The sequence below is a fragment of the Actinotignum sp. usb-actsch-213 genome, assembly GCF_059085665.1.
In genome coordinates, this window is sequence record NZ_JBHNSQ010000064.1 from 1 (window position 1) to 26,257 (window position 26,257).

Here is a 26,257-nt window from a genome sequence, read left to right on the forward strand (position 1 = left end):
TAGCTCAGAATTACCCCCGCTCGTGCGGGGAAGAGCGCACAATAGCGGGCGGCTCTTTGATTAGCTCAGAATTACCCCCGCTCGTGCGGGGAAGAGCGCACAATAGCGGGCGGCTCTTTGATTAGCTCAGAATTACCCCCGCTCGTGCGGGGAAGAGTTTCGATAGCATTGCTAATCCACTCTGGAACGGGAATTACCCCCGCTTGTGCGGGGAAGAGCCTCAAGGGGTCGGCTCAAAACAAAAGGAAAAAGAATTACCCCCGCTTGTGCGGGGAAGAGGCAGCAGCATCATTAAACTGCCGACTCCAAGCGGAATTACCCCCGCTTGTGCGGGGAAGAGGCAGCAGCATCATTAAACTGCCGACTCCAAGCGGAATTACCCCCGCTTGTGCGGGGAAGAGATTTTATTAAGCTTCTTTTTCCCTTCCGGGCTAGAATTACCCCCGCTTGTGCGGGGAAGAGATCATCGCCGGCGGTATCGGAGCGGGTGAGGAGGAATTACCCCCGCTTGTGCGGGGAAGAGCTACCCGCCCGGCGCGGGTAGCTAACCTGACAGGAATTACCCCCGCTTGTGCGGGGAAGAGTAAGGCCGTTTACTGTGAGTGCGGCCGCTGTGGGAATTACCCCCGCTTGTGCGGGGAAGAGGCGCGGGTCACCATTCGCCGCGGCCTTAATATAGAATTACCCCCGCTTGTGCGGGGAAGAGCCAAGCAGCGCGAGCCGCGACTGCCGGAGCTTAGAATTACCCCCGCTTGTGCGGGGAAGAGGTCATGATGCCCTGCGCTACCTTAATGGCCGCGGAATTACCCCCGCTTGTGCGGGGAAGAGCGATGGGTCAGATGGTGGTGTCTGATGTGGTGAGAATTACCCCCGCTTGTGCGGGGAAGAGTTATTATTCCCGATGAACTTAACCGGCGATTTGGAATTACCCCCGCTTGTGCGGGGAAGAGGGACTAACGACCTAACGGAGCTTTGGGAAAAAGGAATTACCCCCGCTTGTGCGGGGAAGAGGCGGTGGCTGTATATTGCGGCCCCCGATAATAGGAATTACCCCCGCTTGTGCGGGGAAGAGCGGATTCTAAGAAACCGGATTACATAACCGAAGGAATTACCCCCGCTTGTGCGGGGAAGAGCATTCACGAGGCGGATGTGCGGGCCGGTACTGGGAATTACCCCCGCTTGTGCGGGGAAGAGCATTCACGAGGCGGATGTGCGGGCCGGTACTGGGAATTACCCCCGCTTGTGCGGGGAAGAGACTGGCTGACCTGGTTGTTTATCGGTTGCGGGCCCGGAAATCGCAATGGAACAGAGTTCCAGATTTGCGGCTCTCCGGGAAATGTGCCGGTACGCCGGATACTACAACCACACCAGTTCCCACGTCTCAAATCTAGCTTATTTCACCTCATCCATCTTCATCGCACACAGGGCCGCTCTCGCGATTAGCGTGTTTGATGATAGTGACAGTAGGCTTGTTAACCCGACTCCTCCATTCACGATGAATCGGCGAGGTGAGGAGCGAATCGATAGAACCTGCCGACCTCCCTAGCGGAGTGGCAGCATCCGTTTCCTTGTCAGCCGCATCCTTCACACCCATCCCAATAACCAGCATGCCATCCAAATCAAAAACAAGGCGACTGCCGGTACCCGTACTGTGCAGGGAAAAGCTCTGCTCGCGGGCGGCGTCGTCGTACATAAGAGTGAGACTGCCGGTACCCGCAGTAGATACAGCGCGCGAGTCCCGTCTGCACAGGAAAGATCCAACGCGGTCACATTGCTATCTTTCCCCAGAATTTACTGGACGCACACCTCGCCATCAGTTCCGGCAAATTTTTATGTCGTAGGAGTGTGGCACCCTTAAGTCATGAGTTCACAACAGTCAGATCAGCCCGGGGCCGCGGCGCTGCGCCCTCGTCCGCAACTCAATGTTGCCCTGGACCTTCTGGAGGATAAGTATGGGCTCAACCCGCCTGATGATGCGCTTTATGAGGCTTTCACCCAATGGGCGGAAAGCACCGGGCGGCCGCTTTACCCCCATCAGGAAGAAGCGCTGCTCGCCGCTATTGATGATGCTCATATGATTGTTTCCACACCCACCGGCTCGGGGAAATCACTCATCGCACTCACCGCCATTTTCTGCGGGCTCGCGCGCGGAAAAACCGCGTATTACACCGCGCCTCTCAAGGCTTTAGTGTCGGAAAAGTTTTTCGAGCTCATCAATGTTTTCGGTGCCGATAACGTGGGGATGGTGACCGGGGATTCCACCATTAATGCCGGCGCTCCCGTGGTGTGCGCCACCGCGGAAATCGTGGCGAACCTCAGTTTGCGTGATGGTGCTGCGGCGGATATCGGCGTGCTGGTCCAGGATGAATTCCACTACTACTCCGATCCGCAGCGCGGTTGGGCCTGGCAAGTTCCGCTTCTGGAACTCACCCACACACAGCAAGTACTCCTCTCCGCGACCCTGGGGGATACCACCTGGCTGGCAGAGGATCTTGAGAAGCGCACCGGGCGCGCCGTCGAACTTATGAGTAACGCGGAACGGCCGGTACCACTGTCCTTCTCCTATTCCTATCAGCCGCTCGGCGAACTCCTCCTGGAACTCACCTCCACGCATCGGGCGCCTGTATATGTGGTGCATTTTTCGCAGCGGGAAGCGGTGGCGCAGGCCCAAGCTCTCCTCACCCACGCGCTCGTTTCCAAGGAACAGAAAGCCCGCATCCACGAAGCCCTCGGGGATTTTTCCTTCGGTCCCGGTTTCGGGAAAATTCTCTCTAAGCTGCTCCGTTCCGGTATTGGCGTGCACCACGCGGGCCTCCTCCCCCGCTATCGGCGGCTCGTGGAAAAACTAGCGCAGGCGGGCCTGCTTCCGGTTATTTCCGGTACAGATACCCTCGGGGTCGGCATTAACGTGCCTATTCGCACTGTTGTGATGACCGGGCTGGCTAAATTTGATGGCCAACGCAGTCGCCACCTGAGCGCGCGTGAATTCCACCAGATCGCGGGACGGGCCGGGCGGGCCGGATTCGATACTAAGGGTGATGTGATCGTGCAAGCACCCGAATTTGAAATTGAAAATGCGCGGCTGGTGGCCCGCGCCGGGGATGATCCGGTCAAGCAGCGTCGCATTCAAAAGAAGAAACCCCCGGAAAATACGGTGCTGTGGTCGGAAAAAACTTTTGAGTATCTCAAGGGTGCCGCTCCGGAAACTCTTACGTCCCAGATGCGGGTCTCCCACTCGCTCATGCTCAATTTGTTCCAGCGCCCGGGGGATAACGTGGCGGCCGTCACCAAGTTACTCACGGATAATCACGAACCGCGCACAGCGTCGAATCAATTGATTCGCCAAGCCACCCGCATTTATATGTCTCTGGAGCGCGCCGGGGTGATCATCCACCACACTCCGCAATGGATGGCCGAGCATCCGGGGCACTCCCCCATCGAATACACGCGTGAAGTTCCCTATGATTTCTCCTTGAACCAGCCGCTGGCACCCTTCGCGCTGGCCGCGCTGGATATCCTTGATCCGGATAGTCCGGAGTACGCCCTCGATGTTATTTCGGTTATCGAGGCGGTTCAGGATAACCCCATGCAGGTTCTGTACGCGCAGGAACGCGCAGCGCGTGGGCGCGCCATCGGGCGCATGAAAGCCGCGGGCATCGGCTATGACGAACGCATGGCCGAAGCAGATAAAATAACCTGGCCGCAACCGCTCGCGGAAGAACTTGGCGCGGCGCTTCAAATCTACCGGCAGACCAACCCCTGGGTGGATGATTTCCAGCTCTCCCCCAAGTCCATCGTGCGGGAAATGATCGAAAACGCGATCACCTTCTCTGAGTTTATTTCCCGCTATGACCTGGCCCGTTCCGAAGGAACCCTGCTGCGTTACCTAACAGATACCTACAAAGCGCTGCGCCAAACCGTTCCCCTGGAAGCCCGCACCCCGGATCTTGAAGACATGACCAACTGGCTGGGAAGCCTGGTGCGCTCGGTGGATTCCAGTTTGCTGGACGAATGGGAAGCCCTGCGCGATGGCCGTATCACCGCCACGGAGATCGCCAATCTTGACAGCAGCGCAGGTGGCGCCCGCGAGCGCGCTTTCGGGGCGGATGAGGATGGCAAGGTCACGCTCTCGCGCAGCCCACACGCACTGCGGGTCTCCATCCGCAATGCGCTTTTCCGCTTCGTGGAAGCCGTGGCGCACGAAAATCTCGACTGGCTTGATCGCGCGGCCCTGGATGACGGAGCCGGAGTGGCCCGCGGGGATGGCATCCCGCTCTGGGTGGGCGGGCCGGTCTGGGATGGCGACACCTGGATGGATGCTACCGACGCCTATTTCGATTCCTACCAGGAAATCGGCATCGGGCCCGAAGCGCGTTCCGCCCAACTCGTCACCATGCTGGAACACCCCGACCGAGCCGACTTCATCACCGCCGGCGTCCCTGCGGAACACGTGGATAGCGTGATGGACAACCTGACTTCTGCAACCGGGCGCCTGCGCGCCTGGTTAGTGCGTCAAGTTTTTGACGACGGCGCAGGTGACAACTCCTGGGGATTCTGGGCAGTCGTGGACCTTGAGGCAAGCGATGAAGCCGGGCACGCCATCCTCGACATTATTAGCGTGGGAGAACTATGAGGCAGCTACTGCACCTGCCACCGCTACCCCGGTAATGAGGATATATGCGAATTCGGTGAACAATGCGCCAGTTCTGAAACCATGCCACCAGTTCTGAGACCATGTCACCAGTTCGCGGCACAGAGACCTACTATAAACAACGGCGGATACCCGATACCTGTGGAGTTGACACAAACCATGACATATACGGAGCATGACAAGCTTGCTCGCCTTGCTGAACTTTCCGGCGTTACCCCGACCGCGGAGGAGATCCCCGGGCGCATCAACCTGGTGCGTGACGCCCTGCGTGGAGCGGAAGAAGCTGCAGGAATACCGCTGGGCACCGCTCGGCTCCAAATCGTGGTGAAACACCAGCCCATCACCGCCATCCGCGCCGCACTCGCCGCCGGCTCCCGCCTCATGGGCCAGAATTTCATCCAACAACTCCAGGAGGTAGAAGCCCAACTCGCAATACCCGGAACGGATGTGGAATCATCGGCACGCCTCATCCACGACGCCAGCACCTGGGAAGGCAGCGGTACCGCCCCGTCCAGTGCCGGAAACCCGCCCCACTGGACCCATGTCATCGGCCACGTGCAATCCAATAAAGCCGGGCGGGCCCTCGAACTGGCCGATTGCATCGAAACGGTGGACAGTCTCAAATTAGCCCAGCGCCTCAACCGACTCCAGGGCCGCCTGCGCGAAGAAGGCCACGCCCGCGGTCCCTTCTCTATTTACGTGCAAGTCAATTCCTCCGGAGCGACCAGCCAATACGGGGCCGACCCGGAGCGGGTAGAAGAACTTGTGGGCCAGATTGCGCAGCTCCCCCATCTGCGGGTAGACGGTCTCATGACGATCGGAGCCAATACCACTGATGTGCGGGACATCGCCCACTCTTTCGCCCTCGTGCGCGATCTTCGGGACAAGCTCCAAGGCGAGCACCCCACCGTGCGGGAACTCTCCATGGGCATGACCCACGATATGGGTATCGCCGTGGCTGAAGGTTCCACCCAAGTCCGCGTCGGCAGCGCCATCTTCGGACCCCGGCCCGCAGCCTAAATCCCTGCCGAAACCGGCACAACCATCGGGGTGCCCGTCACCGGATCCGGGATAACCACAGCGGTCAGCCCATAAATCTCCGCAATATTTTCGGGAGTGAAAACCTCAGCAGCAGAACCCGAAAAGGCAATACGCCCATCCTTCATCGCGATGACATGGGTGGCATAACGCGCCGCCTGATTCAAATCATGCAGAACCGCAACCAAAGTCCGCCCCTCCCGATTCAGGCGAGCACACAAGTCCAGAAGCTCAATCTGGTAGGCGATATCTAAATACGTCGTCGGCTCATCCAAAAAAATAATCGGTGTATCTTGAGCCAGAACCATCGCCACCCACACTCGCTGGCGCTCCCCACCCGAGAGCTCCCCCAGCAGCGCGTCGGCGAAATCCGCAGTGCCCGTAGCAGCCAAAGCCCGAGCAACCGCCTCCTCATCACGCGCCGAAGGCCGCGCAAACAAACCCTGGTGCGGATAACGCCCCCGGCCCACCAGCTCGGCAACCGTAATCCCCTCCGGAATATGCGGCGACTGCGGCAACAACGCCAGTTCCCGCGCGAAATCCCGCGAACCCAAGGCCGCGATATCCCGTCCATCCAGCAGCACCCGGCCGCGCGCCGGCGAAAGCAACCGCGCCAAACCGCGCAGCAGCGTGGACTTCCCGCACCCGTTCGCCCCCACAATAACCGTGAACGAACCATCCGGAATCACCACATTCAGATCCCGCGCCACCGCCACATCGCCGTAACCGAGACACAGATTCTCCCCGCGCAGCCGCGCCACACCGGCAGAAGCACCGACATACACATTTACGTTCTCGCGCATATTTATCGCCCCTTCCGTTGCGATATCACCACAACCAGCACGTAGAGGCCACCGACCACCGTGGTAATCGCACCCACCGGAACCGGCCGAGCTAGCGCAAATTGGGCAAACAGATCAGCCAGGAACAAAATCGAGGCACCCGCCAACGCGCTATGCACGAGCGAAATTCCGCGTCGCCCGGCCGTCACCCGCCCCACCTGCGGAGCAGCCAAGGCCACAAAAGCAATAGGTCCGGCCGCCGCCGTCACCACACACGTCAAAGCGATACCGACCGCGATGATCCCCCGGCGAGCCCTCTCGACCGGCAAGCCGTGCGCAGCTGCGGCGTCGTCGCCCAATTCCAGTTGCCGCAACGGCCGCACGCAACAGACCACCAACGGCACCAGGCACCCAAGAATCACCACCGCCGGCCCCACATTCGCCCACGAGGCCTGCCCGAGCGTTCCCGCGCCCCACACCGCAAGGCTCAGCGCCACCTCATCCGAAGCCCGCAACAGCAGCCAGGTATTCGCCGCGCTGAGCATCGCCGTCATACCAATCCCCACAATAATGAGACGGAATCCGGACACGCCATGCCGGTAGGCCAGCACATAAATAATTATTCCGACGACGACGCCACCTGCCAACGCGCCCACACTCACGGCAAGGGCTCCGCCCACGAGGAATGTCCGGGTGAGAATAACGCCGGTATAGGCACCAGCATTGAAGCCGATAATATCCGGCGAACCGAGCGGGTTACGGGTCAGAATTTGGAAGAGTGCACCCGACAGTCCGAGCGCTGCCCCGAAAACCACGGCGGCGAGGATCCGTGGCAGGCGCCACGTCAGAACCACCTGGGCCGCAAAATTCCCCTCACCTGCGGCAACCGCGCGTATCGAATCCGGGGTGAAGCAGGCGGCCACCTCGCCCAGGCTCAGGGGTAAGTCCCCGAGGAGCAGGGCGCCGAAGCCGCCGACCAGCAGGGCGAGACTCACCACAGCCGCAACCAGGCGGGAACGGCGGCGGCGTCGTATAGCGGAGTAGCGAGAACGCCTGGACCGGGCGGTTACTGGCGCTTCGGGAGCGGACTGGGGCGCGGCACTCGTATACGGCGCGGCGGAATACGCGGCTGTGGACTTGGGCGCCGCAGGCTGCGGCAACATACTCATAGCGCGAAAGCCTTTCGCCGGCGGACGAGGGAGATAAGAACCGGGGCACCCAGGAAAGCGCTCACCACGGAGACGGGAAGTTCACCGCTGGGGAGGATAATGCGCGCGAGGATATCCGAGGCCAGGAGCAGGGCTGGCGCCCAGATCGCGGACAGTCCCACGACCCATCGTTGATCCGCGCCAGCAAAGGAACGGATGGCGTGCGGTGCCATGAGCCCGATGAAAGAGATGGGGCCGGCAATAGCAACCGCCCCGCCGGTGAGGAGCGTCATCGCCGCAATACCGGCCAGGCGAATCGCGGTGACGTTCGCGCCGAGGGCGCGGGCGGTATCGTCACCGAGGGCGATGATATTGAGAGCCGGGGTGAGTGCGGCGGCCACGATGAGCCCGAGAGCGAGAAGCGGGAGGACCGGCAGAATCACCTCCCAGGGGCGGTTTTCCAACGTGCCGGCCGTCCAGACGAGGATTTCGTTGAAGGTGCGCGGGTCAGCGAGGCGTAGCACCCCCACGGTGCCGTTGAGCACAGCAGAAAGCGCCACCCCGGCCAGGATGAGACGAACCGGTTCCGCACGACCCCCACGGTGCGATCCGATAAGGAGAACCGCTGCGGTAGCCGCGAGTGCACCTACCACCGCCCACCACATGTACATGCTCGGCCGGCTGATGCCCCCGAGCGCGATGGCGAGGGTGACCGCAAAACCGGCGCCGGCCGAAACCCCGAGGATTCCCGGCTCCGCCAGCGGATTGCGCGAAATTGCCTGGATAAGAGCGCCCGCAACCCCGAGGGCTGCGCCGATGGCAATAGCTGCGATGGTGCGCGGCGGGCGCAAAGTAAGCACTGCTTGCGCGTCCATGGAATCGCGGTCTGCGCCGGAAAGAATAGTAAACAGTGTTCCCGGGGAGATGGGGCGGGCGCCGATGCAGATGGAGAGAATTGCCAGTACAAGAACAGCGATCACTCCGGCGATAAGAGCCGCGGAGCGCCGGCGCGCAATGGTACGGCCGGGGGCCGCGGGGGCCCGGTCCGGGTTCCGGTTGTCTTCGGAATGCGCGGGGGCGGGACAGGCGCGGCGTCGTACCGAAAAACGGTGGTGGACAGTGCTGTTCATAACGAGAACAGGCTACCCCAATTAAACAACGTCAGCGTATCCTAATAGGGCATCTGTGGTTTCAGTGACAACCACACGACCACCGCAGCCGCAGGTGTGTTCGGCCGCGAGTGCGGCATCCACGAAAGGAAGTTATGAAGAAGTCCCTGACCGCGTGGGCAGGCACCGTCCTGGTGGCTTGCCTGGCTTTTGCCGGATGCGGTTCTCAGAAGAGTAATGATTCTGCCAATTCCTCGGCGTCCCCTGCCTCCTCCTCCGCGGCGGCAAGCTCCGCAGCAGACGGGAGCGCCGCAACCGAGGCCGTGTTCCCCGCGACGATTGACACGAAGTTCGGTCCCGTTACCGTCAAGGAAGCCCCGCAGCGCGTGGTCGCTCTGGGCTGGGGCGATGCCGAAGTGGCGCTCTCGCTGGGCGTGCAGCCGGTGGGCGCGGCCGACTGGCTGGCTTTCGGTGGTAATGGCGTTGGCCCCTGGGTGAGCGAATCCTATGAGAAAGCCCCGGAGATTCTGGGCACCATGGAGCTTTCCTATGAGAAGATCGCGGCGCTCAAGCCGGATCTTATTCTCGATGTGAAGACGTCGGGCGATAAGGAACGCCACGATAAGCTTTCCCAGATTGCAACGACGGTCTCGCTGCCGGAGGGCGCGGATAATTGGCTTACCTCCACGAAGGACCAGGTCACCATGATTGGTGCGGCGCTGGGTAAGCCGAAGGCTGCCGCGGCGCAGCTGGATGCGGTGGAGAAGAAGTTCGCTGAGGTCACGGCCGCGCACCCTGATTGGAAGGGTAAGTCGGTGACGGTAGCAACCAAGACTTCTGAGGGTTGGGGCGCCTACCTGAAGGGTGATACTCGCCTGGAGTTCATGACGAAGCTGGGCTTCGTGCAGAACCCGAAGGTTCAGGAGCTGGCCACTGCCGATAGCGGTTTTGCCGTGCAGCTCTCCGCCGAGCAGCTCGATGCGATTGACGCGGATCTGATTGCCGCGTTCCCGATTTTCATTGATACCGCGCAGATTACCGACGACGCCACCTGGCAGAAGGTTCCGGCGGTTGCCGCCGGTCATGCCTTCGTGGTGGACGGTGACCTGTCCAATGCGTTCTCCCTGGGCACCCCGGCCGCGCAGCTGTGGGCCTTGGATAAGCTGACGCCGCTTATTGAGAAGGCTGCGAAGTAGCATCCTCGCGGCGAACCGCCTAAGTTACCCGCTACTGGCCTGCGCATAGATAGGCACAGAACGCCCCGGAAGGACCACTCATATGGGTGATCTTTCCGGGGCTTTTCTGTGGGGCGAAGTCACACTGTGGCGCGCGGGCGGGTTCACAGTCGCGACATGCTGGCATTCGCGACCACTTCGCGCCGTGACGCAACGGAACCTAGCGTTCCAGCAGCTCAGCTACCCGATTGAGCCATTCTTTCCGTTCGGTCACCACGTCCACCATGCTCGCGGTGCCGGGCAATGCCCCCGGCCCACTATCGGGCATATGTGGGGCCCGCGAATAGGTCCACACCTGTTTTTTCGCTTTCTCAAAAGACGGGTCACACACCGGGATCCGGTTGAGCATGTCATCCTCGCCGCGTCCCAGATAGAACGGGAACGACGGCGCAAAGGCTTTCTTCCCCAAGTAGGTCACGAAAGCAGGACTGCGCAACGCGGCATCCACCTCCTCCTGATGCCCCGGGCAGGTGACTCGCACGAGGAACTCGGCTCCGGCCAGGTAGGTGCGGCGGATGACCGCGTTCGAGTTTTGCTGATCCGGGGTGAAAGCCAGGTTTTTATCGGAATCACTTTGTTTCCGGATCCACAACTGGCGTGTTCGGAACTCGAGCTCGTCGTTGCGGAGGCCGCTTTTAGTAGCACGGGGATTAATGGTCTGGAATTCATTGATGAAACAGCCGGGACGATCAACCCGTACCGTAAAATCAGCTCCCTCCAGCCACTCTGGCCATTGTTCGCGCGGAGCACCTAAAGCGCCCGCGAGGAGCCCAAGGAGACCGGACCGTGTAGGCCGAGGCTCCGAGTTGACCACGTTCCCCGTCACTCGCGGCCCCGCCCAAGATTGCACGGGACTCGCTAGACGCAGGAATGTTGGATTACTCATTCTGGCCACCCAAGATCCACGCTACGACCGTGTCAACAAGGCCGTTCTTTGACGTGGGTTCCACCCCAAACAGCTCTTCTAGCTGGGGGAACGTTCCACTAAGGGCCAGTGCACTCCCGAAGTTATCGGGATCGAAGCGACGAGCAGCATGGAATTGGTCTCCGAGAGCCCGGACAGACGGTTCCAGGAATCCACCCTGGGAATCGTTAGCCTTCACCGGTGTTTCAAAACTGTAGGCGCAGCGGTAGCGCTGCTCTTCAGCAAGAACGACGACGGGCTGCGTGTACGGTGCCGTGGAATGCTCCTTACCGCGCGGCTGACCGTAAATAAGAGCGGTAATCATCTGACGTAGGTTTTCCTCTGCCTCCGGTTTGCCGAAAGCAGTCCAGCTAGCTTGGAGCTGTTCGCGATCAATGGTCACCGTGCGGTAGAAAATACCGCTGGTAAATTGGCTGATCCCTAGGTAGGTAGCCCCGCTGCGGGATTCTTCCCCGGTGAACTTATTCTGCTCACGGATATCGTCAACAGTCGAGAAATAGTCAGTGCCAATGGTGGCAGCGTGGGTGGTCACCGCAGGTGATACGCTCAGTGCCGCTTCTGTACCTTTCTCAGGTTTCGCCGCAAACATACGCCCAAAAGCGGCAATGGCGAGGGAACCGGTGCATCCGTTAAGCACGAACTCCGTATCAGGATCGACTTCGCCGGCCACGACCTGCGCCGCAACCTGGATCTCTTCCCCACTCAACCAGATCGAACGATCCGCTTCAGCAGCTCCCGCACCATCATCAGCATCGGCTTTCGCCTGCTTCTTGGTGAATTGACCGACGAGAGCGCGAGCCTTTGTCAGGGTTTTCTTCGGGTCCAGATCGGGGGAAAGCTTGAGTGCGGCGTCGCGAATAACTTCCTCAAGCTTGCCAGAACGCACTGAAACGTCAAGGCTGGCCTTTTCGTAAGCAACGCGTGCACCGCGTTTGATGGCCTGCGAGGAATGCATGGCGCGGAGAACGCCGCCTTCCATGAGGCGCTTGGGGGTTCCTGAATCGTCACGGTTGAGATTCGAGTAGCTGATCGGAGTAAGGAAATGCAGGGTTAGGTGACGGTACATGATTGGTCCTCTCGGTTATGGTTTTAGTTTTCAGAAGCTTTGGCAGGAACGGTTTCAGGTTGATCCGAAACCGCAAGTTGAGGTGCGGAATAGAATTCCTCTATTACTCGCATTCGAATGTGCTGAGATTGAGGTGACAGGCCGTTCCCCCAGCGCATCAACGTATCGGCAATATCGAAATAATTGACAGGAGGAACCGGACCCGGAATCGTTGATGCCACATCAAAAATTCGTTTGATGGATCGGGCTGCTTCTTCCATATCTTGGGTATGTAGGTACGCTAGGCGCGCGGCAATCATTCCTGGATTATCTGGTGAAACTGATTGTGCGCGTCCGTTTTTGTTCTCAGCGGTTGCCACGCGATATGCCCACCGACCCAAACTGTTGCGGCGCTTACCCTCACTGGAATGAGGCACCCGGTCATATTCCGCGGCCAGGGCTGCCACCCGCAGCAAGGCATTACGTTGCTCGGGGCGTGCATCTTCGGGCACCGCGGGTAGGACATAGGGATAAGCACGCATTTGAGTGAACGGCGTTGCCCCTTGCCGAATCACAGCGCACGCAGCACGAGATCTAGGATTAGTCTTTTTCTCTTTAGCCCATTTTGTAACTTCAAGCAGCAACGCTTTCCAAGGCTCCCGTTGCGGGGTATCTATCTGCGTCATTGTTATTTCTCCTCATAAGCCGTGGGAACATCAAATTGTTTTGTGACAGCCCGAATATGACGAGCAACATTCGAATAAACTGCCGCGAAGAGCGCCGGATCTTGCCCCCGATAGGGTGCAATAGCTTCATTGAAAGCTCCGAGCGCAACCTGAGCAGCCCCGCCGCGAGCCGCACGGATTTCTTCAGGACGCCGCTCAGCGGTTGTCACTTGAGAAAGAAAATCTTCATAGGAGCGGGTGATCGCACGCCAGAAAATATCCGATGCCGAATCCCGATAGTTTTCAAGCGAGTCAAGAACGGTGGGCATTCCATTAGAGGCAACGGAGGCTGCCCCGCGTGCGCGTCGGAAAGGTTGGACCACGCAATAGTGCAGAGCCTGGATGAACTCTGCATGGCGCCGTACTTGGCCCTGTGCTCGATCAGATAGCCCGAAAGCCCATAGCTGCGGATCTGCCACATCAACCCGCGAGGAACGGATAACTGGAGAAGAAGCGGTCCCTTCGATGTAATGGCGGATGAATATCAACCGACAGTCAGAGGAGGAAACAATGCGATCATGTGCTTCGGCCACTTGTGCCAGTCTGCCGCGTGCGGCCCATTCCACCGCAAGATCCGTCGCATCCCTCCCTACGTCCATCCGCTGAGCCTTTAACTCGCCGGACTTATTAGGCAAATACAGGTAGAAGGGATCGCTCTGATCGCGCTCAACCCAATAAGCTTTTCGGCTCTCTTTCGTTGCTCCCGCTTCTGGGGGCACCCACGCCGGTGGAACGCCACCGATGCGCACACCGGCGAGCTCGTTATCCTCCCAGTAACAGGCAGCACTATTGGATGACCAGGTAGCCCGCCATAGTGGATGATCAGTCCCACCCCGAGATCCGGTTCGATCTGCCCATGCTGGTAAACCGTCGCCTTCTACCCACGAGCGTGGGATCATCGCTAAAAGCGTATGAAGAAGCGACGAGCCTTCCCAGATCAGTTCGGTAGCCGTCATGCCTACGCCGACAAAATGGAAACCAGGACTTCCCATTTCAGCTTTTTGACCAGCATAAGAGTTATTTCCAGCCGGCGAATAGCAGTGATAGGCGAGAAGATAAAGCGCGGCATCTTCCAGGGAAAGAGTGTCACGCTGTGTCAGCAGACTCCAGAATTCTTCACCTTGGTCGGAGATCATGGAAGGTAACAACTTCTTGAGCCGCAGCTCCCCTTTTCCGAGTTTGCGCTCATTATCTTTCGCATTACGCATCGGCTCAACGGGCCGTTGCATAAACGGCTGCCGGTCATCGAATAACAAAGACCCCGGTGCGAGTATTTCAATAGCTTTGTCAATCGCCTCGGGTTCAAGACCCTCCGAAAGAATGCGTTCCCAGTCGATCCGGAATGGATCCCCATGAGCATGATTAGATTGCCTTAAAACCACGGCAACGACCGCCGCTAACAGTCGCAACTCTGCACCATACACATAGCCCGGGACAGTTTTATCCAGGACCACCGGTTCGCGGCCCATTTTTTTGTCGGAGGACCCTTTTAGAATATGAGCATCGAGAAGCGCATCACGAACCGATAATCGTCCGCGTAGCGTAACCAGTAACGGAATGTCCGTCAAAGCATTGATTTTTTCCATGCTTCCTCTCCTTTGAGATGAAACGAGACTAACAAGAGAAGAAGGCGTTGTCAATCCATTTGACCCGTCTTTACATTTACGGTTCTCTCCGCTAATATGAAACTCAAGATAAGGGAGAAATCCAGCCTCGAAAACGCTGTTACCCCCGCTCACGCGGGGAAAGCGGCCTATCTAGGCAATCCATTAGACCCTGAAATACCCACGCTAGACGTGGAAACCGCTCGCTAAGAGCCTAGTCGACGGAGACGAATATGGCAGATCAACACACATCGGAACCTCAACCGATCTTCTTAACAAAAGTACCGGTGCATACCCTTCTCTCACGCGTGGCCCTGCACAAGCCAGAGCGCGGATGGACACTGAAGGATCCGCAAGTACGCCACCGCGCGATCATGGCACTCTTCCCACAGACCGGCGCGGAACACCCCCGGGCGGAGATGGGGATTCTTTTCCGCTTGGATCACGTTCCCGGAGATGCCCCATTCTTCCTTATCCAATCCCGCGAGCCGGTTCCGCAACTCAACCTCCCCCACGAGGCCGCGATGAAAGAGGTTGAACTCAAGGAACTCCCGGCTGGAACTCCAGTTTCGTTCCGCATCGCAATCAATGCGATTCAACGCATTGGAACCGGGGGAACTCGGTCAATTCCGCTTGACGGTGAGGAATCTGAACCTGGGGTCCCAAGCCTCTCTGAATGGCTGAGCGCAAAACTAGCCCCCGCCCTCACGAATACAGAGATCATTGACGCGCGGCGCGAAATTCTCACCACCGGTTCGGGAAAAAACAAACGCGCCGTCCAGATCGATACGATCAACGGAGTTGCCACCGTGGGAGATAGCGAAGCACTACTCACCGCCCAAACCAACGGGGTTGGACGTGCGAAAAGCTACGGTTGCGGGCTTCTCTCCATACAGGCACTATCGTGATGCGCACGCACCCCAACGTATGGGCAAAGCAGCGCGGTACGGAAACGTCCTACCCACTTCTCGCCCACTTGCTGGATACCGCAACTACTGCCGGAGTCCTCTACGAAACTTGGCTGAGGCCCGGTCTGCGCACAGTTCTCGGACCTGCGGGAAAACGGGAAGTGGTGGAATGGGTGGCCGGGTCTCATGACCTAGGAAAAGCCTGTCCGGTATTCCAATACCAGCAAACCCAGAAGGGGCCGCAGTGGGATGAGATTCGGACCGCGCTCCGTACTAACGAACCTCAACTTGGTGACATTTCCGAGTGGTCTCGAAACTTCTGTGAGGATTACGCTCCTGATATCCGCCACCATCAGAAAATGTCAGCGCTGCTACTGCATCGGAAGGCGATCATTCCCGATGCATATGCAGTACCGTCGTGGAAATACATCCCAGCACTCGGCCATCATGGCCATTTCGAGACCCCATCCTGGAACAGTGAAGAGACCAACTACCTTTTCGAAGACATGGAAGAAACCGGCTGGTTTGCCCTCGCCGATGATCTTATCTCCTGCTTGGAAGAAGGCATTGGCATAACCCAGGCTGAACTCTCGCCCACCGCAACAATCTTACTCTCCGGCCTCACCGTGCTAGCCGACCGCATTGCCTCGGGAACCGAATGGGTGGCCGCCCAGCAGGAATTCCTCGCGGCCGGGAAACTCACCCTTGATGACCCAACCGGGTGGATCACCGCATGCCGCGCCCGCGCCCGTGCCCGCGTCGAAGAAACCGTTGGGGTGTATCACGGCTGGGAATCCACAGAGCAAAGCCAGCGGGCAATCCTCGGAAAGCGCACCCCGCGCCCGCTCCAGAAAGAAGCCACCCGGGTAGGCTGCGGACTCTGGAATGTCATGGCCCCCACCGGCGTCGGCAAAACCGAAGCGGCTCTACTCCGACACGCCACCGCGAACGAACGCCTTATTTTCCTGCTTCCCACCCAAGCTACCTCGAATGCGCTCATGCGGCGTATCCAGCGTTACTATGCAGGCACACCAAATGTGGCTTCGCTCGCGCATTCCCTCGCCTCCACCGAAGATTTTTATAATCAACCGGTCACCATGGGGAATGACCGCAGCGAAGCCCCGGGCAAAGCCAGCATCACCTCCGCGGGGCACGGCACTAGCACAGCCGGTCTTTTCCCCACCGACTTCGTTCGCTCCGGAAGCTCCCGCCTCCTGGCACCCGTCTGCGTCGGCACAGTGGACCAGGCACTTCTGGGCGCCCTACCAGCAAAATGGACACACCTGCGGCTCCTCGCCCTGGCCAATGCCCACGTTGTTGTGGACGAAGTCCATACCCTCGATCAGTACCAGAGCGGTCTCCTCAGCAACCTTCTGCTCTGGCTGCGCGCCACGAACACCCGGGTCACCTTCCTTTCCGCCACCCTCGCCTCCGCTCAACGCGCCACCTACCTCGAGGCGTATACGGGCCAACCCCCGCAAGGCGAAGCGCACTTCCCCCTCCTGGAAAACCTGGATACCACCGGAACCCAGCTGCGGAGTATTCGCCCCGACGGCCCGCCCCGTACCCTCACTATTGACCGCAGTGCCGAAAAGTATTGCAAGCTCGTTAGTTCGCACCGCGATTGGGTGCGTGACCAGCGGCGGCGTTACCCCCAGGCCCGCATCGGAGTCATGTGCAATACAGTTGCGCGTGCCCAGGAACTCACCCGAGCGCTCGCCGCCGAGGGCAACGTTGTTATCCTCCATTCCCGCATGACAGCTGAGCATCGCCGTCGTAACGCTGAACTCCTCGAACACGAAATCGGTTCGGGTAGCACGGGCGCGGCGCTCACGGTTATCGGAACCCAGGCAATCGAAGCCTCCCTAGATATTGACCTCGACCTGCTTCGCACCGAGCTATGCCCGGCCGCATCCCTCATTCAGCGTGCCGGGCGCCTGTGGCGTTCCGCCGATCCGAACCGCGCCACCCGAGTGCCGGGACTGAGCGGGCCGCGAGTGTCCGTCGTCGCTATTAATGGCAGCGAGGGGCAACAGCTACCGTACCTAGCCAGCGAACTTGCGCGCGTGGAGAAATGGCTCAAAGAACACAACAACATCCGAATCCCGGAGGATTGCCAGGAATTTGTAGATACTGGCACCCTGCTGCTGGCGGATATTGAGGAAGATAAACCCGATGAACTCAATGAATTCGCGAAGAAATCGCTGGCGGCAATCCGCGCTCGGAACGCTACGTACGATATGAAGGAGTGCCTGAGCGAAAGTTCCCAGGTGAAATCCTTCGCTGCCATGACGCAGCGTGATAAAAACCTCGGGGACGAGCGCTCAACCAGACTCATCGAAGTAGAAACCACCCGCCTGATTGTATGCGGTGATCCGGATATTATCCCCGGCGCGTGGACCGGTGCCCCTGAAGATTTGGGGAAGCTGCGCGGCAGTGACCGTGAAGGCATACGCAGCGCTTTGCGTGCGTCCGTTCCGGTCACGGTTACGGGTCGTGCGAAAACACTGTTTACGGATGCGACATCGCTTGAAAATGCGCCGTCGCTACTCTGCCGCTACCACGTTTTAAACGACGGCGCAGCTCATTACGATCCGCTCATCGGGCTCGTTGTGCCGGGTAGCATTCCGGATCCCCACTGCTCGGGCGCACCGGCACAGTCCGCCACCGGGAAGGAGTAAACATGGCTTACTCAGATGAGGCTCTGGCCTTCCGCACTATCAAGGCGAGCGAGCAGGTGCGCCTTGAGGACCGGGTCTCCTTCCTCTACCTCGAATACGTGCAAATCCGCCAATCGCGCACGGGCGTGGTGGCCTACGATGCCGGCCGGGAAGGGAAGAATGGATCCTTGGAAGGCACCCGTGCCCGGGCGATCCAACTCCCGGTAGCCGGGTTAGCAGTGCTTACCTTGGGCCCCGGAACCTCAATTTCTAGCGCAGCGCTGACCTCCTGTGCCCGTGCGGGAACCACCGTTCTTATCACCGGCGGAGGAGGCGTGCCCCTGTATACCCACGCCACGCCGCTCACCTCGAGCGCACGATGGGCCATTGCACAAGCCCGGCTGGCGAGTAATGAAGCCCGGCAGCGCGAAGCCGCGCTGGTGCTCTACAAAAAGCAGCTGGGGGTGGAGAATGCGCCTGGTAGTTCTATTGCAACGATGCGCGGGCTGGAGGGGCAGCTCATGCGCAATACTTACCGCACGATGGCAGCAAAATATGGAACCGGGAGCTTCGCACGTGATACTTCCTCGGACGACCCGGTCAATGCCGGCCTGAACTTGGCGAATTCAATACTCTACGGGTGCGCAGCTTCCGTGTGTGCGGCGCTGGGGATCAACCCGGCGCTGGGGATTATTCACCGCGGTGATGCGCGCTCCTTACTTTTTGATCTCGCGGATCTGTACAAACCGAGCGTGACGATCCCTCTGGTGTTCGCGGCGGCGCGCGAAGACGACCCCATGACGGCGGTCCGCAAAGCGGTGCGCAGAGCTATCGTGGAGCACCGAATTCTTCCCGATATGCTCGCCACCATCATGGACATCCTCCAGCCTTTCCTCCCCGCACGTGACGACGACCGACTCATCTCCGGTAATAACGTCGAAGTCGCCGGCCACATCCAGTACGGATAAGGAGGCTGTGTTGTTCGTTGTTGTTAATGCGGTCGCCATCCCAGATCACCTGCGCGGATACTTGAGCAGGTTTCTTTCCGAGGTTACCACCGGATTATACGTGGGAGTTGTTTCCGCGCGAGTGCGGGACAATTTGTGGGAACGTGCCGTATCCGCCGCTGGTTCCGGCAGCCTCACTCTTATTTATAACGACGCCGCCCGTGAGCAAGGCTTCGTGCTGCGCAGTACGGGAACCGGCAGTCGCCCAGTCCTTGATCTGGACGGCATGCTACTTATCGGGACGGGTGCGGAGGATGCAGTTGCTACGGAAGCAGTTGACGTCGATCTACCAGGTGCTTCGCTCAGCTCTCCTGATTCGGTTAGCGCTGCACCGATTCATCGCGAACGGAGAAGCCGGGTTCGCAAGCGCACGGTCACTATAGTCAAACGGGATCATCGAGAGCACGATCCTGTGTCCGATAAAGATAGGTAGGGCGAAATAAGCTAAATTTGAGGGGTGGGAACTGACGTGGTTGCTGTGCCCAGCACACCGGCGCATCTCCCGGCGAGCCGCAAATCTGGAACTCTGTTCCATTGCGATTTCCGGGTCCGCCGCAGATAAACAACCAGGTCAGGCGGACTCTTCCCCGCGCGAGCGGGGGTAATTCCTGTTTCGAGCATGGCGCAGCGCGGCAATGCCTCTCTTCCCCGCGCGAGCGGGGGTAATTCTAATTGCAAGGGTAATCCAGGTGAGGGGGTTAGCTCTTCCCCGCGCGAGCGGGGGTAATTCCCAAATGCCCGCCGTTCAATTTGAGCGTGAATACTCTTCCCCGCGCGAGCGGGGGTAATTCCACGCTGCCCTATCTCTGCGGATGGCGCAAGCGCTCTTCCCCGCGCGAGCGGGGGTAATTCCGTCGGTGTTAATGGCGAGCTCTTCGGCGATCTCTCTTCCCCGCGCGAGCGGGGGTAATTCCACGATCACGTTGAAGCCGTCCGGGACGATACCCTCTTCCCCGCGCGAGCGGGGGTAATTCCGATTGAAGCACAACAGGAACGGATCCGGTTCACTCTTCCCCGCGCGAGCGGGGGTAATTCCCGTGGGCGACGCCTACTACGGCAACAACAATTCTCTTCCCCGCGCGAGCGGGGGTAATTCCTACGCCTTGCACGGCGATGCGGGCGCCGCGCGCTCTTCCCCGCGCGAGCGGGGGTAATTCCGTGAAGATGTCACTTCATGATGAGCAGGCTTACTCTTCCCCGCGCGAGCGGGGGTAATTCCCGTTAAGGGATTCTTTAGCGACCTATGGACGACTCTTCCCCGCGCGAGCGGGGGTAATTCCATCTCGCGATTCCGCTGCTCCACCTGGTCGGCCTCTTCCCCGCGCGAGCGGGGGTAATTCCTGGCATCTGCCGGAATTCGGAGTATCGCGGCCCTCTTCCCCGCGCGAGCGGGGGTAATTCTGGCATAAGAGAATACCGTTACAGGCGCAATGCGCTCTTCCCCGCGCGAGCGGGGGTAATTCCCAGAAAGATTGGTCTCCGGCAGGGTACCGAATCTCTTCCCCGCGCGAGCGGGGGTAATTCCACCCATGACACGTAGCCACGCTTGGGCGTGGTCTGTTCCCTGCGCGAGCGGGGGAAATTCCATTGATAGGGCGCTACGGTGCCCTATCACCGTATATAAGTAGCATTGAACCATGGATAAAGACATTTTCGCCGCTAGCCGGCGCCGCCTGCACCTATCAGTAAAGCAATGCGCCGCGGCCCTCGACGTCTCACCCCGCACCCTGCGCGCCTGGGAATCCGGACGTGATCCTATCCCGCCCGGCGTCGCTGATGACCTCGCCGCGCTCATGCAGTGGCCCGCGCCACCTCACGCAAGCGACAGTAACCCTTCCCCGCGCAAGCGGGAAATTATCAAGAACGCGTTAAACCGGAATGACTGATGCAAGCGCATCTGGTGACTACTAAGTCAGAAACTGATAGCGTAAGCGCTTATATAACCATGTTTCAGGCAAGCGTATTCCAAAGCAATTTCTCGTGGATTTCGAGAGTGAAACAGGTTTAACCAGTGTGCCGTGATTGTCATGGAAACTCCCCAAACAGCACACCTATGATTAATTCACAACCACACCGTCAACCGCCTACTTGCCAATGGCCGTGATTATTTCTGATGCGGGTGCCCTGCCTGGCACGCGAAAAAAGCCGAAGCGGCTTTCAGGAGTTCGTTGACGTCGCGTAGTTCTTGGTTCTCCCGGCGTAGACGCATGTTCTCCGCGAGCACGTCTTCTTCCACCCACCTGACCGGCCCGTCCTTACGGGCTTGCTGAACCCATCGGCGGGCTGTGTGCCACGAAACATCAAATTTGGGTGCCACAGCCTTGCAAGCATCTTGTAAGGATATGCTCTCGGCGAGGATCCGCTTCTCAACAAGGCGGATAACACGATCCTTAGCTTCCTGATCAAATTTCTTCGGCATAATCCAGATGTCCTTATCTACTCAAAAGGAAGAAACCCTCGGTCAGCTCACTTTCCCACACTCCCTTTTCGTTGAGATGAAACGAGACTACCAGAAAGAAAGTACAGTACCAATACCCTTGACCCGTTCAAATAATAAACCCTTCCGCTAATGCGAAGCTAAACACAAGAACAATGACGCAAAAGAGGTACTGTTACCCCCGCTCACGCGGGGAAAAGCGGCCTGCCTAAGCAAGACACTAGACCCTGAAATACCCACGCCTTGGCGTGGAAAACCGCTCGCTACGAGCCTAGTCGATGGAGGCGAACCTGGAAAACCAACACACATGAGAACTTCTGCCAATCTTCCAAGCCCGACGGCCACCCCCACAAGCCCTAAAAGAGCGCGATTTTCTCCGGCGGCGGGAAAATCGCGTCGAGCTCAGTTAGGTCCGCACTGCTCGGCTCCCACACCAGGGAGGCTGCATTCTGGCGGACTTGCTGCGGCGTCGTCGCACCGGCAATAACGGAGGCCACGCACGGACGCGCGGCCAACCACGACATCGCCACCTGCACCGGCGTCAAGCCGCGCCCCTGCGCGAACGCAACAAAAGCCTCGATCTGATCCCAGTCCGTGGACTCCAGCAGTGCCGCCTTCGAGTGCGCAATCCGCGAGCCTTCCGGAGCCGCACCGCGCCGATACTTACCCGTCAGCAACCCGTTTGCCAGCGGGAAATACGGGAAAATTCCCAGGCCGAACCGCTGCGCCGCCGGAACCACCTCGAGTTCTGCGCGCCGATCAATCAAGTTGTAATGCGACTCTGTAGCAATCGGGCCCACAAGCCCCCGAGCAGCCGCCAGGTGCGAAGCGTCAGCAAGCTGCCAGCCGGCGTGGTTCGACGTCGCGTAATACCGAATCTTTCCCGCCCGCACCGCATCCGACAGCGCCTCGAGCGTCTCCTCGGGCGGCGTCACACCATCCGGCGTGTGATAAAAATACAGGTCAATCGCCTCCACGCCGAGCCGGCGCAAGGATGCCTCCAAAGCCCGCGTCACGTAGCGTCGCGAACCGCGCGCCCCGTAATCCGCGCCGTTGCGCCCCCGCATATCCATACCAAATTTTGTTATCACGACGACGTCGCGGGCCCGCTCACCCGCTTCCCGCAGCGCCCTCCCGAACATTAATTCCGAAAGTCCAGGTTCTTTGCCGTACACATCGGCAAGGTCAAAGGTGGTGATTCCTTCTTCAAGGGCGGCCCGCACGACGGCATTCGTGCCTTCTTGTGTTTCGGTTCGTGTGTGGGCGCGGCCAAAATTATTACCACCGATGCCGACGGCGGATACCATCAGGCCGGACTTCCCTACCGGGCGATACGTCATTGTCATACCGCCAGCCTAGCGGACACCGAGCGCGCGCGTTCCGTAGCTCGGTTACGATAAGGGAACAGTGCTCACCTGTGAGCGGTGTTTTCGGGCGCGGCCCCGGCAGGGAATCATGAGGCTCGGAGCGCGCCACCACCACCGAGGGAAAGAGGGCTTGCCACTATGTCAGATTCTGCGGCGCAGCAGCACCAGCACAACGGCTATCCGGAGGGGCAGCGCCAGATCCGCCGCGTCGTCCTCCTCACCAACCCGACCGCGGGAAAGGGCCGCGCCACTTCTCTAGCTGCCCATATCACAGCCGAACTGCTCAAACATGGCGTTGATGTGGTAGGAAACTACGCCACCACCGTCGCGGAAACTCGTAAGAACGCCAGGGCAGCACTGGCCGATCCCGGCATTGACGCCCTGGTGGCCTGCGGCGGGGACGGGCTGGCGAATCTCATCGTGCAGGAGCAGGCCGGCACCGGCAAGCCGCTCGGCTTAGTCGCGGGCGGAACCGGGAACGATATTGCGCGCGGCCTGGGCATTCCCCTCGATGTGCGCGCAGCGGCCCGGGTCATCGCATCCGGATATACACTGATGACCGACCTTGGCCTGGCCACCCGCGAAGTAAACGGTGTTTCCCAACCCGAGCGCCGCTATTTCGCCTCAATCCTCGCCGCGGGTATCGATACCCGCATTAACGCGCGGGCGAAGGAGATTCGGTGGCCGGGAGGTTCGGCCGCCTATTTCCTCGCGGTTCTTGCCGAAGTCGCAGCCATGCGCACCACCCCACTCACCTTGAGCATCGACGGCGGCGAACCCTTCACCCTAGAAGCTACCCTGTGCGCGGTTGGCAATACCCGCAGTTACGGAGGCGGGATCCGAATGTGCTCGCACGCGGATCCGCGTGACGGCAAGCTGGCACTTACCGTCGTCGGCCCGGTATCGCGCCGCACCGCGGCTCGCAACCTCCGCAATATCTACACCGGAAATTTCTCCAAACTGCAAGATATCGTCACTCAAATCCAGGTAAACAGTGTTCGCCTGGAGATGCCCGACCTTATTCCGGCGGTCGATGGCGAAGACCTCTTCCCCACTCCGCTCACCGTGACGGTGGCCGCTGGTGCCGGTTGTTTCCTCGTCCCGCCGCCGCGCCAGTATCGAGCCCAGAAGCACAAAACGAACTAGCCCAACCCCGCGGGCGTCGCTCACCCCAGCGCCGCGCGTAACGCCGCCCAACCCCGCTAAGCGATCCGATACATCCACCCGAAGGGATCTTCGCGAGTACCGTTGTGGATGCCGGTGAGCTCTTCGTAAATCCGCTGGGCAACGGTGTGGGTAGGCAGCTCAACGCTGAAATCTTCCCCGGTGAGCTGGCCGATGGCAGTCACTACGGCGGCAGTCCCGCAGGCGAACATTTCCGCCACGCTCCCGTCCTGAATACCGCTCACCACATCGCGCAAAGCGAGAGTATCTTCGCGTACCTCAACTCCGGAGCGGCGCAGCAGCTGCATAATGCACGAGCGGGTATTACCGGGCAGGATATTGCCGGTAAGTTTCGGGGTGGCCACGCTACCGTCGGCATAGACCACAAAGACGTTCATCCCGCCCAGCTCATCGAGGTTCGTGGCGGTTGCGGCGTCGAGGAAAAGAACCTCATCGTAGCCGGCCGCGCTCGCGGTGACCTTGGGCAGCAGCGAGGCGGCGTAGTTCCCGCCGGTTTTCGCCGCGCCCATACCCCCGGGGCCGGCGCGGTGGTAATCAGGCTCTACCCACACCTTGATGGGCTGGAAACCGTTGGGGAAATACGCCCCCGCCGGCGAAGCAAGTACGATGTATTCGTAGGCCGCGGCCGCCCGCACCCCGAGGAAAGCTTCCGAAGCAAAAATGAAGGGTCGCAGGTAGAGAGATTCGCCCTCCGCTCCCGGAACCCAGCGCCGATCCTGGCGCACCAGATCCACCAGCGAGGCCACGAAATCATCTACCGGCAGCTCCGGAATAGCGAGCCGATGCCCGGAGAAGTTCAGACGCGCCCCGTTGTAGCTGGGCCGGAACAGCCACAGCGATCCGTCCGCGTGCCGGTAGGCTTTCAGGCCTTCAAAAACTTCCTGGCCGTAGTGAAGCACCGAGCCGGCTGGGTCCAGGCTGAGCGGCCCGTAGGGCACGATGGCGTGGTTATGCCAGCCTTTTTCCGCGGTCCATGTTGCCCGTGCCATGTGATCGGTGAAGTAGCGGCCGAAACCGGGGCTGGCCAGGACCTGGCTCACCTCTTCTTCGCTGGCCGGGTGCTCATTCGGGTGCACAACGAACCGCCCCGCGAGGCTATCCGCGGGCGCGGGAGTGGTAGCGGCGGCTTCCAGTTCTTCCGGAGTGCTCGGAACGCTCATACCTGAGTCCTTCTTTCTTGGTGGTGATCCTTAACGGTTATCTTCCATAGCGGCGAGAATAGCATCACCGATCTGGGTGGTTGTGCGGTACAACGGCGCTCCGGTGGCCGCGGCCGCGGCGCGCGCTTCCATATCCGCCCTGATAGCCGCCTCGATACGCGCGGCCGACCCCACCAGCCCGAGGTGGCGCAGCATGAGCGCCACGGAGGCGATTGTCGCCGTCGGATCCGCTTTCCCGGTCCCCGCAATATCCGGCGCTGACCCGTGGATCGGTTCGAACATGGAGGGGAAGTCGCCTTCCGGGTTAATATTTCCCGACGCCGCAAGCCCCACGCCCCCGCTTACCGCCCCGGCTTCGTCGGTCAGAATATCGCCAAAGAGGTTATCTGTCACGATGACATCGAAACGCTGCGGGTCGGTCACCAGGTAAATCGTGGCAGCATCCACATTGCAGTAATCAACGTTTACACTCGGGTACTCCGCGGCCAGGCGGTTCACGGTGCGCTGCCACAGCCCACCCGCGTGCACGAGCACATTGGTTTTATGGACGAGAGTGAGGTGGCGGCGGGGCCGGGATGCGGCCAGCTCGAAGGCGTAACGCACCAAACGCTCAGTTCCGTGAGCGGTGTTTACCGATACTTCCGTTGCCACCTCGGTGGGCATACCGCGGTGAACACTGCCTCCGTTGCCCGAGTACAGGCCTTCGGTTCCCTCGCGCACCACCACTAGGTCAATATTTCCCGGCTCCGCCAGCGGGGTGGGAACCCCGGGGTAGAGCACGCTGGGTCGTAAATTGACGTAGTGGTCAAAGGCGAAGCGTAGCCGCAGCAGGATCTCCCTCTCGAGGATTCCGGCGGGCACCCGTGGATCCCCAATGGCGCCGAGCAGCAGGGCATCATGACCGGCCAGCGCCTCCAGATCCGCAGCGCTCAGGGTTTCCCCGGTATCCAAGTAGCGCTGCGCCCCGATACTATAGGGGGTCACGCTCAGCTCCGTGCCACTTTCTACCAGCGCAGCGCGTAGCACTTTTAGTCCTTCGGGCACGATTTCCGGACCGATGCCATCTCCGGCAATAACAGCAAGATTAATAGAGGCGCGCATATGGATGAGTATACGAGAGTCGTCCAGCTAGTGAGACCAAATCTCTCACTATATGAGATATTCCCGTGTGGGGTGACAGCGTGGAGATGCGCTCTTTCGGGAGGTTAGGTACGTCTCCTGGAGCCGGCGCTCCTCTCCTCGTAGAATTGAATTCTTGAATCTCTGGAGGC

General features: G+C 59.8%; 21 protein-coding genes and 2 CRISPR repeat arrays. Of the genes, 9 read left to right on the forward strand and 12 right to left on the reverse strand.

Features of this window, described 5'->3' with window-relative positions:
• Positions 1-7: 7 nt before the first annotated feature.
• A CRISPR array of direct repeats spans positions 8-1,255; the repeat unit is 28 nt; unit sequence GAATTACCCCCGCTTGTGCGGGGAAGAG.
• 147 nt (positions 1,256-1,402) lie between these two features.
• Positions 1,403-1,693: a hypothetical protein gene (locus AC5RK6_RS06475; protein ID WP_320757860.1), complete on the reverse strand. Its 291-nt coding sequence runs from the start codon at positions 1,691-1,693 to the stop codon at positions 1,403-1,405.
• 168 nt (positions 1,694-1,861) lie between these two features.
• Here AC5RK6_RS06475 and AC5RK6_RS06480 point away from each other — a divergent pair, with 168 nt between their 5' ends.
• Together AC5RK6_RS06480 and AC5RK6_RS06485 are read left to right on the forward strand one after the other, a co-directional pair.
• Positions 1,862-4,633: a DEAD/DEAH box helicase gene (locus AC5RK6_RS06480; protein ID WP_320757861.1), complete on the forward strand. Its 2,772-nt coding sequence runs from the start codon at positions 1,862-1,864 to the stop codon at positions 4,631-4,633.
• Between the two features lie 177 nt (positions 4,634-4,810).
• Complete coding sequence (locus AC5RK6_RS06485; RefSeq protein WP_435730938.1) at positions 4,811-5,671, forward strand: YggS family pyridoxal phosphate-dependent enzyme; 861 nt, start codon at positions 4,811-4,813, stop codon at positions 5,669-5,671.
• Here the strand turns inward: AC5RK6_RS06485 and AC5RK6_RS06490 are convergent.
• From AC5RK6_RS06490 to AC5RK6_RS06500, 3 genes are read right to left on the reverse strand one after another with little or no spacing between them, the layout of a single operon-like run.
• Complete coding sequence (locus tag AC5RK6_RS06490) at positions 5,668-6,492, reverse strand: ABC transporter ATP-binding protein (RefSeq protein ID WP_320757863.1); 825 nt, start codon at positions 6,490-6,492, stop codon at positions 5,668-5,670. The two genes, AC5RK6_RS06485 and AC5RK6_RS06490, sit on opposite strands and share 4 nt — an antisense overlap.
• A 2-nt stretch (positions 6,493-6,494) precedes the next feature.
• Complete coding sequence (locus AC5RK6_RS06495; protein WP_320757864.1) at positions 6,495-7,640, reverse strand: FecCD family ABC transporter permease; 1,146 nt, start codon at positions 7,638-7,640, stop codon at positions 6,495-6,497.
• Positions 7,637-8,749, reverse strand: coding sequence for a FecCD family ABC transporter permease (locus AC5RK6_RS06500; RefSeq protein ID WP_320757865.1), 1,113 nt, complete (start codon positions 8,747-8,749; stop codon positions 7,637-7,639). The genes AC5RK6_RS06495 and AC5RK6_RS06500 overlap by 4 nt, the downstream gene beginning before the upstream one ends.
• Positions 8,750-8,883: 134 nt before the next feature.
• On the opposite strand from AC5RK6_RS06500, the gene AC5RK6_RS06505 reads away from it, so the two are divergent.
• On the forward strand, positions 8,884-9,924 hold the full coding sequence (locus tag AC5RK6_RS06505) for an iron-siderophore ABC transporter substrate-binding protein (protein WP_320757866.1): 1,041 nt from the start codon (positions 8,884-8,886) through the stop codon (positions 9,922-9,924).
• 199 nt (positions 9,925-10,123) lie between these two features.
• Here the strand turns inward: AC5RK6_RS06505 and cas5e are convergent, their stop codons facing one another.
• The 4 genes from cas5e to AC5RK6_RS06525 are packed head-to-tail and all read right to left on the reverse strand — an operon-like array spanning position 10,124 to position 14,244.
• Complete coding sequence (gene cas5e / locus AC5RK6_RS06510; RefSeq protein WP_320757867.1) at positions 10,124-10,849, reverse strand: type I-E CRISPR-associated protein Cas5/CasD; 726 nt, start codon at positions 10,847-10,849, stop codon at positions 10,124-10,126.
• Complete coding sequence (locus AC5RK6_RS06515; protein WP_320757868.1) at positions 10,842-11,954, reverse strand: type I-E CRISPR-associated protein Cas7/Cse4/CasC; 1,113 nt, start codon at positions 11,952-11,954, stop codon at positions 10,842-10,844. Before AC5RK6_RS06515 ends, cas5e begins: the two co-directional genes overlap by 8 nt.
• 23 nt (positions 11,955-11,977) lie before the next feature.
• A complete protein-coding gene (gene casB, locus AC5RK6_RS06520) occupies positions 11,978-12,619 on the reverse strand; it encodes a type I-E CRISPR-associated protein Cse2/CasB (protein ID WP_320757869.1) in 642 nt (213 codons plus the stop codon).
• A 2-nt stretch (positions 12,620-12,621) separates the two neighbouring features.
• Positions 12,622-14,244, reverse strand: coding sequence for a type I-E CRISPR-associated protein Cse1/CasA (locus AC5RK6_RS06525; RefSeq protein ID WP_320757870.1), 1,623 nt, complete (start codon positions 14,242-14,244; stop codon positions 12,622-12,624).
• Between the two features lie 251 nt (positions 14,245-14,495).
• Here AC5RK6_RS06525 and cas6e point away from each other — a divergent pair, with 251 nt between their 5' ends.
• The 5 genes from cas6e (at position 14,496) to AC5RK6_RS06550 (ending at position 20,723) form a co-directional block, all read left to right on the forward strand.
• On the forward strand, positions 14,496-15,170 hold the full coding sequence (gene cas6e / locus AC5RK6_RS06530) for a type I-E CRISPR-associated protein Cas6/Cse3/CasE (protein ID WP_320757871.1): 675 nt from the start codon (positions 14,496-14,498) through the stop codon (positions 15,168-15,170).
• Positions 15,170-17,851 (forward strand): CRISPR-associated helicase Cas3', encoded by a 2,682-nt coding sequence (cas3, locus tag AC5RK6_RS06535; protein WP_320757883.1) that lies wholly within the window; start codon positions 15,170-15,172, stop codon positions 17,849-17,851. Before cas6e ends, cas3 begins: the two co-directional genes overlap by 1 nt.
• A 2-nt stretch (positions 17,852-17,853) precedes the next feature.
• Positions 17,854-18,798: a type I-E CRISPR-associated endonuclease Cas1e gene (gene cas1e, locus AC5RK6_RS06540; RefSeq protein ID WP_320757872.1), complete on the forward strand. Its 945-nt coding sequence runs from the start codon at positions 17,854-17,856 to the stop codon at positions 18,796-18,798.
• Positions 18,799-18,805: 7 nt separating this feature from the next.
• Positions 18,806-19,270, forward strand: coding sequence for a type I-E CRISPR-associated endoribonuclease Cas2e (gene cas2e, locus AC5RK6_RS06545; protein ID WP_320757873.1), 465 nt, complete (start codon positions 18,806-18,808; stop codon positions 19,268-19,270).
• Positions 19,271-19,417: 147 nt separating this feature from the next.
• Positions 19,418-20,423: direct repeats of the CRISPR family, unit length 29 nt; unit sequence CTCTTCCCCGCGCGAGCGGGGGTAATTCC.
• 51 nt (positions 20,424-20,474) lie between these two features.
• Positions 20,475-20,723 (forward strand): helix-turn-helix domain-containing protein, encoded by a 249-nt coding sequence (locus AC5RK6_RS06550; RefSeq protein ID WP_284901117.1) that lies wholly within the window; start codon positions 20,475-20,477, stop codon positions 20,721-20,723.
• A 218-nt stretch (positions 20,724-20,941) separates the two neighbouring features.
• Here the strand turns inward: AC5RK6_RS06550 and AC5RK6_RS06555 are convergent, their stop codons facing one another.
• Positions 20,942-21,256 (reverse strand): hypothetical protein, encoded by a 315-nt coding sequence (locus AC5RK6_RS06555; RefSeq protein WP_284901116.1) that lies wholly within the window; start codon positions 21,254-21,256, stop codon positions 20,942-20,944.
• 374 nt (positions 21,257-21,630) lie between these two features.
• Positions 21,631-22,620, reverse strand: a complete 990-nt coding sequence (locus AC5RK6_RS06560) for an aldo/keto reductase (RefSeq protein WP_320757874.1) — start codon at positions 22,618-22,620, stop codon at positions 21,631-21,633.
• 159 nt (positions 22,621-22,779) lie between these two features.
• Here AC5RK6_RS06560 and AC5RK6_RS06565 point away from each other — a divergent pair, with 159 nt between their 5' ends.
• Entirely contained in the window at positions 22,780-23,787 is a 1,008-nt protein-coding gene (locus tag AC5RK6_RS06565; protein WP_320757875.1) for a diacylglycerol/lipid kinase family protein, read from the forward strand.
• A gap of 56 nt (positions 23,788-23,843) precedes the next feature.
• On the opposite strand, the gene AC5RK6_RS06570 is transcribed toward AC5RK6_RS06565, so the two are convergent.
• Positions 23,844-24,986: a branched-chain amino acid aminotransferase gene (locus tag AC5RK6_RS06570; protein ID WP_320757876.1), complete on the reverse strand. Its 1,143-nt coding sequence runs from the start codon at positions 24,984-24,986 to the stop codon at positions 23,844-23,846.
• A 30-nt stretch (positions 24,987-25,016) separates the two neighbouring features.
• Positions 25,017-26,087 carry a 3-isopropylmalate dehydrogenase gene (locus AC5RK6_RS06575; RefSeq protein WP_435730939.1) on the reverse strand — a complete coding sequence of 357 codons (1,071 nt, stop codon included), beginning with the start codon at positions 26,085-26,087 and terminating at the stop codon, positions 25,017-25,019.
• Between the last annotated feature and the right edge of the window lie 170 nt (positions 26,088-26,257).

What these genes read in the sequence shown, in the direction of transcription:
- AC5RK6_RS06570 (WP_320757876.1), bottom strand. Translation starts at nt 24,986, where the DNA reads ATGAGCGTTCCGAGCACTCCGGAAGAACTGGAAGCCGCCGCTACCACT.
- AC5RK6_RS06475 (WP_320757860.1), bottom strand. Translation starts at nt 1,693, where the DNA reads ATGTACGACGACGCCGCCCGCGAGCAGAGCTTTTCCCTGCACAGTACG.
- AC5RK6_RS06565 (WP_320757875.1), top strand. Translation starts at nt 22,780, where the DNA reads ATGTCAGATTCTGCGGCGCAGCAGCACCAGCACAACGGCTATCCGGAG.
- cas3 (WP_320757883.1), top strand. Translation starts at nt 15,170, where the DNA reads ATGCGCACGCACCCCAACGTATGGGCAAAGCAGCGCGGTACGGAAACG.
- AC5RK6_RS06525 (WP_320757870.1), bottom strand. Translation starts at nt 14,244, where the DNA reads ATGGAAAAAATCAATGCTTTGACGGACATTCCGTTACTGGTTACGCTA.
- AC5RK6_RS06485 (WP_435730938.1), top strand. Translation starts at nt 4,811, where the DNA reads ATGACATATACGGAGCATGACAAGCTTGCTCGCCTTGCTGAACTTTCC.
- AC5RK6_RS06560 (WP_320757874.1), bottom strand. Translation starts at nt 22,620, where the DNA reads ATGACAATGACGTATCGCCCGGTAGGGAAGTCCGGCCTGATGGTATCC.
- AC5RK6_RS06480 (WP_320757861.1), top strand. Translation starts at nt 1,862, where the DNA reads ATGAGTTCACAACAGTCAGATCAGCCCGGGGCCGCGGCGCTGCGCCCT.
- AC5RK6_RS06505 (WP_320757866.1), top strand. Translation starts at nt 8,884, where the DNA reads ATGAAGAAGTCCCTGACCGCGTGGGCAGGCACCGTCCTGGTGGCTTGC.
- casB (WP_320757869.1), bottom strand. Translation starts at nt 12,619, where the DNA reads ATGACGCAGATAGATACCCCGCAACGGGAGCCTTGGAAAGCGTTGCTG.
- cas1e (WP_320757872.1), top strand. Translation starts at nt 17,854, where the DNA reads ATGGCTTACTCAGATGAGGCTCTGGCCTTCCGCACTATCAAGGCGAGC.
- AC5RK6_RS06575 (WP_435730939.1), bottom strand. Translation starts at nt 26,087, where the DNA reads ATGCGCGCCTCTATTAATCTTGCTGTTATTGCCGGAGATGGCATCGGT.
- AC5RK6_RS06500 (WP_320757865.1), bottom strand. Translation starts at nt 8,749, where the DNA reads ATGAACAGCACTGTCCACCACCGTTTTTCGGTACGACGCCGCGCCTGT.
- AC5RK6_RS06490 (WP_320757863.1), bottom strand. Translation starts at nt 6,492, where the DNA reads ATGCGCGAGAACGTAAATGTGTATGTCGGTGCTTCTGCCGGTGTGGCG.
- AC5RK6_RS06555 (WP_284901116.1), bottom strand. Translation starts at nt 21,256, where the DNA reads ATGCCGAAGAAATTTGATCAGGAAGCTAAGGATCGTGTTATCCGCCTT.
- cas6e (WP_320757871.1), top strand. Translation starts at nt 14,496, where the DNA reads ATGGCAGATCAACACACATCGGAACCTCAACCGATCTTCTTAACAAAA.
- cas5e (WP_320757867.1), bottom strand. Translation starts at nt 10,849, where the DNA reads ATGAGTAATCCAACATTCCTGCGTCTAGCGAGTCCCGTGCAATCTTGG.
- AC5RK6_RS06550 (WP_284901117.1), top strand. Translation starts at nt 20,475, where the DNA reads ATGGATAAAGACATTTTCGCCGCTAGCCGGCGCCGCCTGCACCTATCA.
- AC5RK6_RS06515 (WP_320757868.1), bottom strand. Translation starts at nt 11,954, where the DNA reads ATGTACCGTCACCTAACCCTGCATTTCCTTACTCCGATCAGCTACTCG.
- AC5RK6_RS06495 (WP_320757864.1), bottom strand. Translation starts at nt 7,640, where the DNA reads ATGAGTATGTTGCCGCAGCCTGCGGCGCCCAAGTCCACAGCCGCGTAT.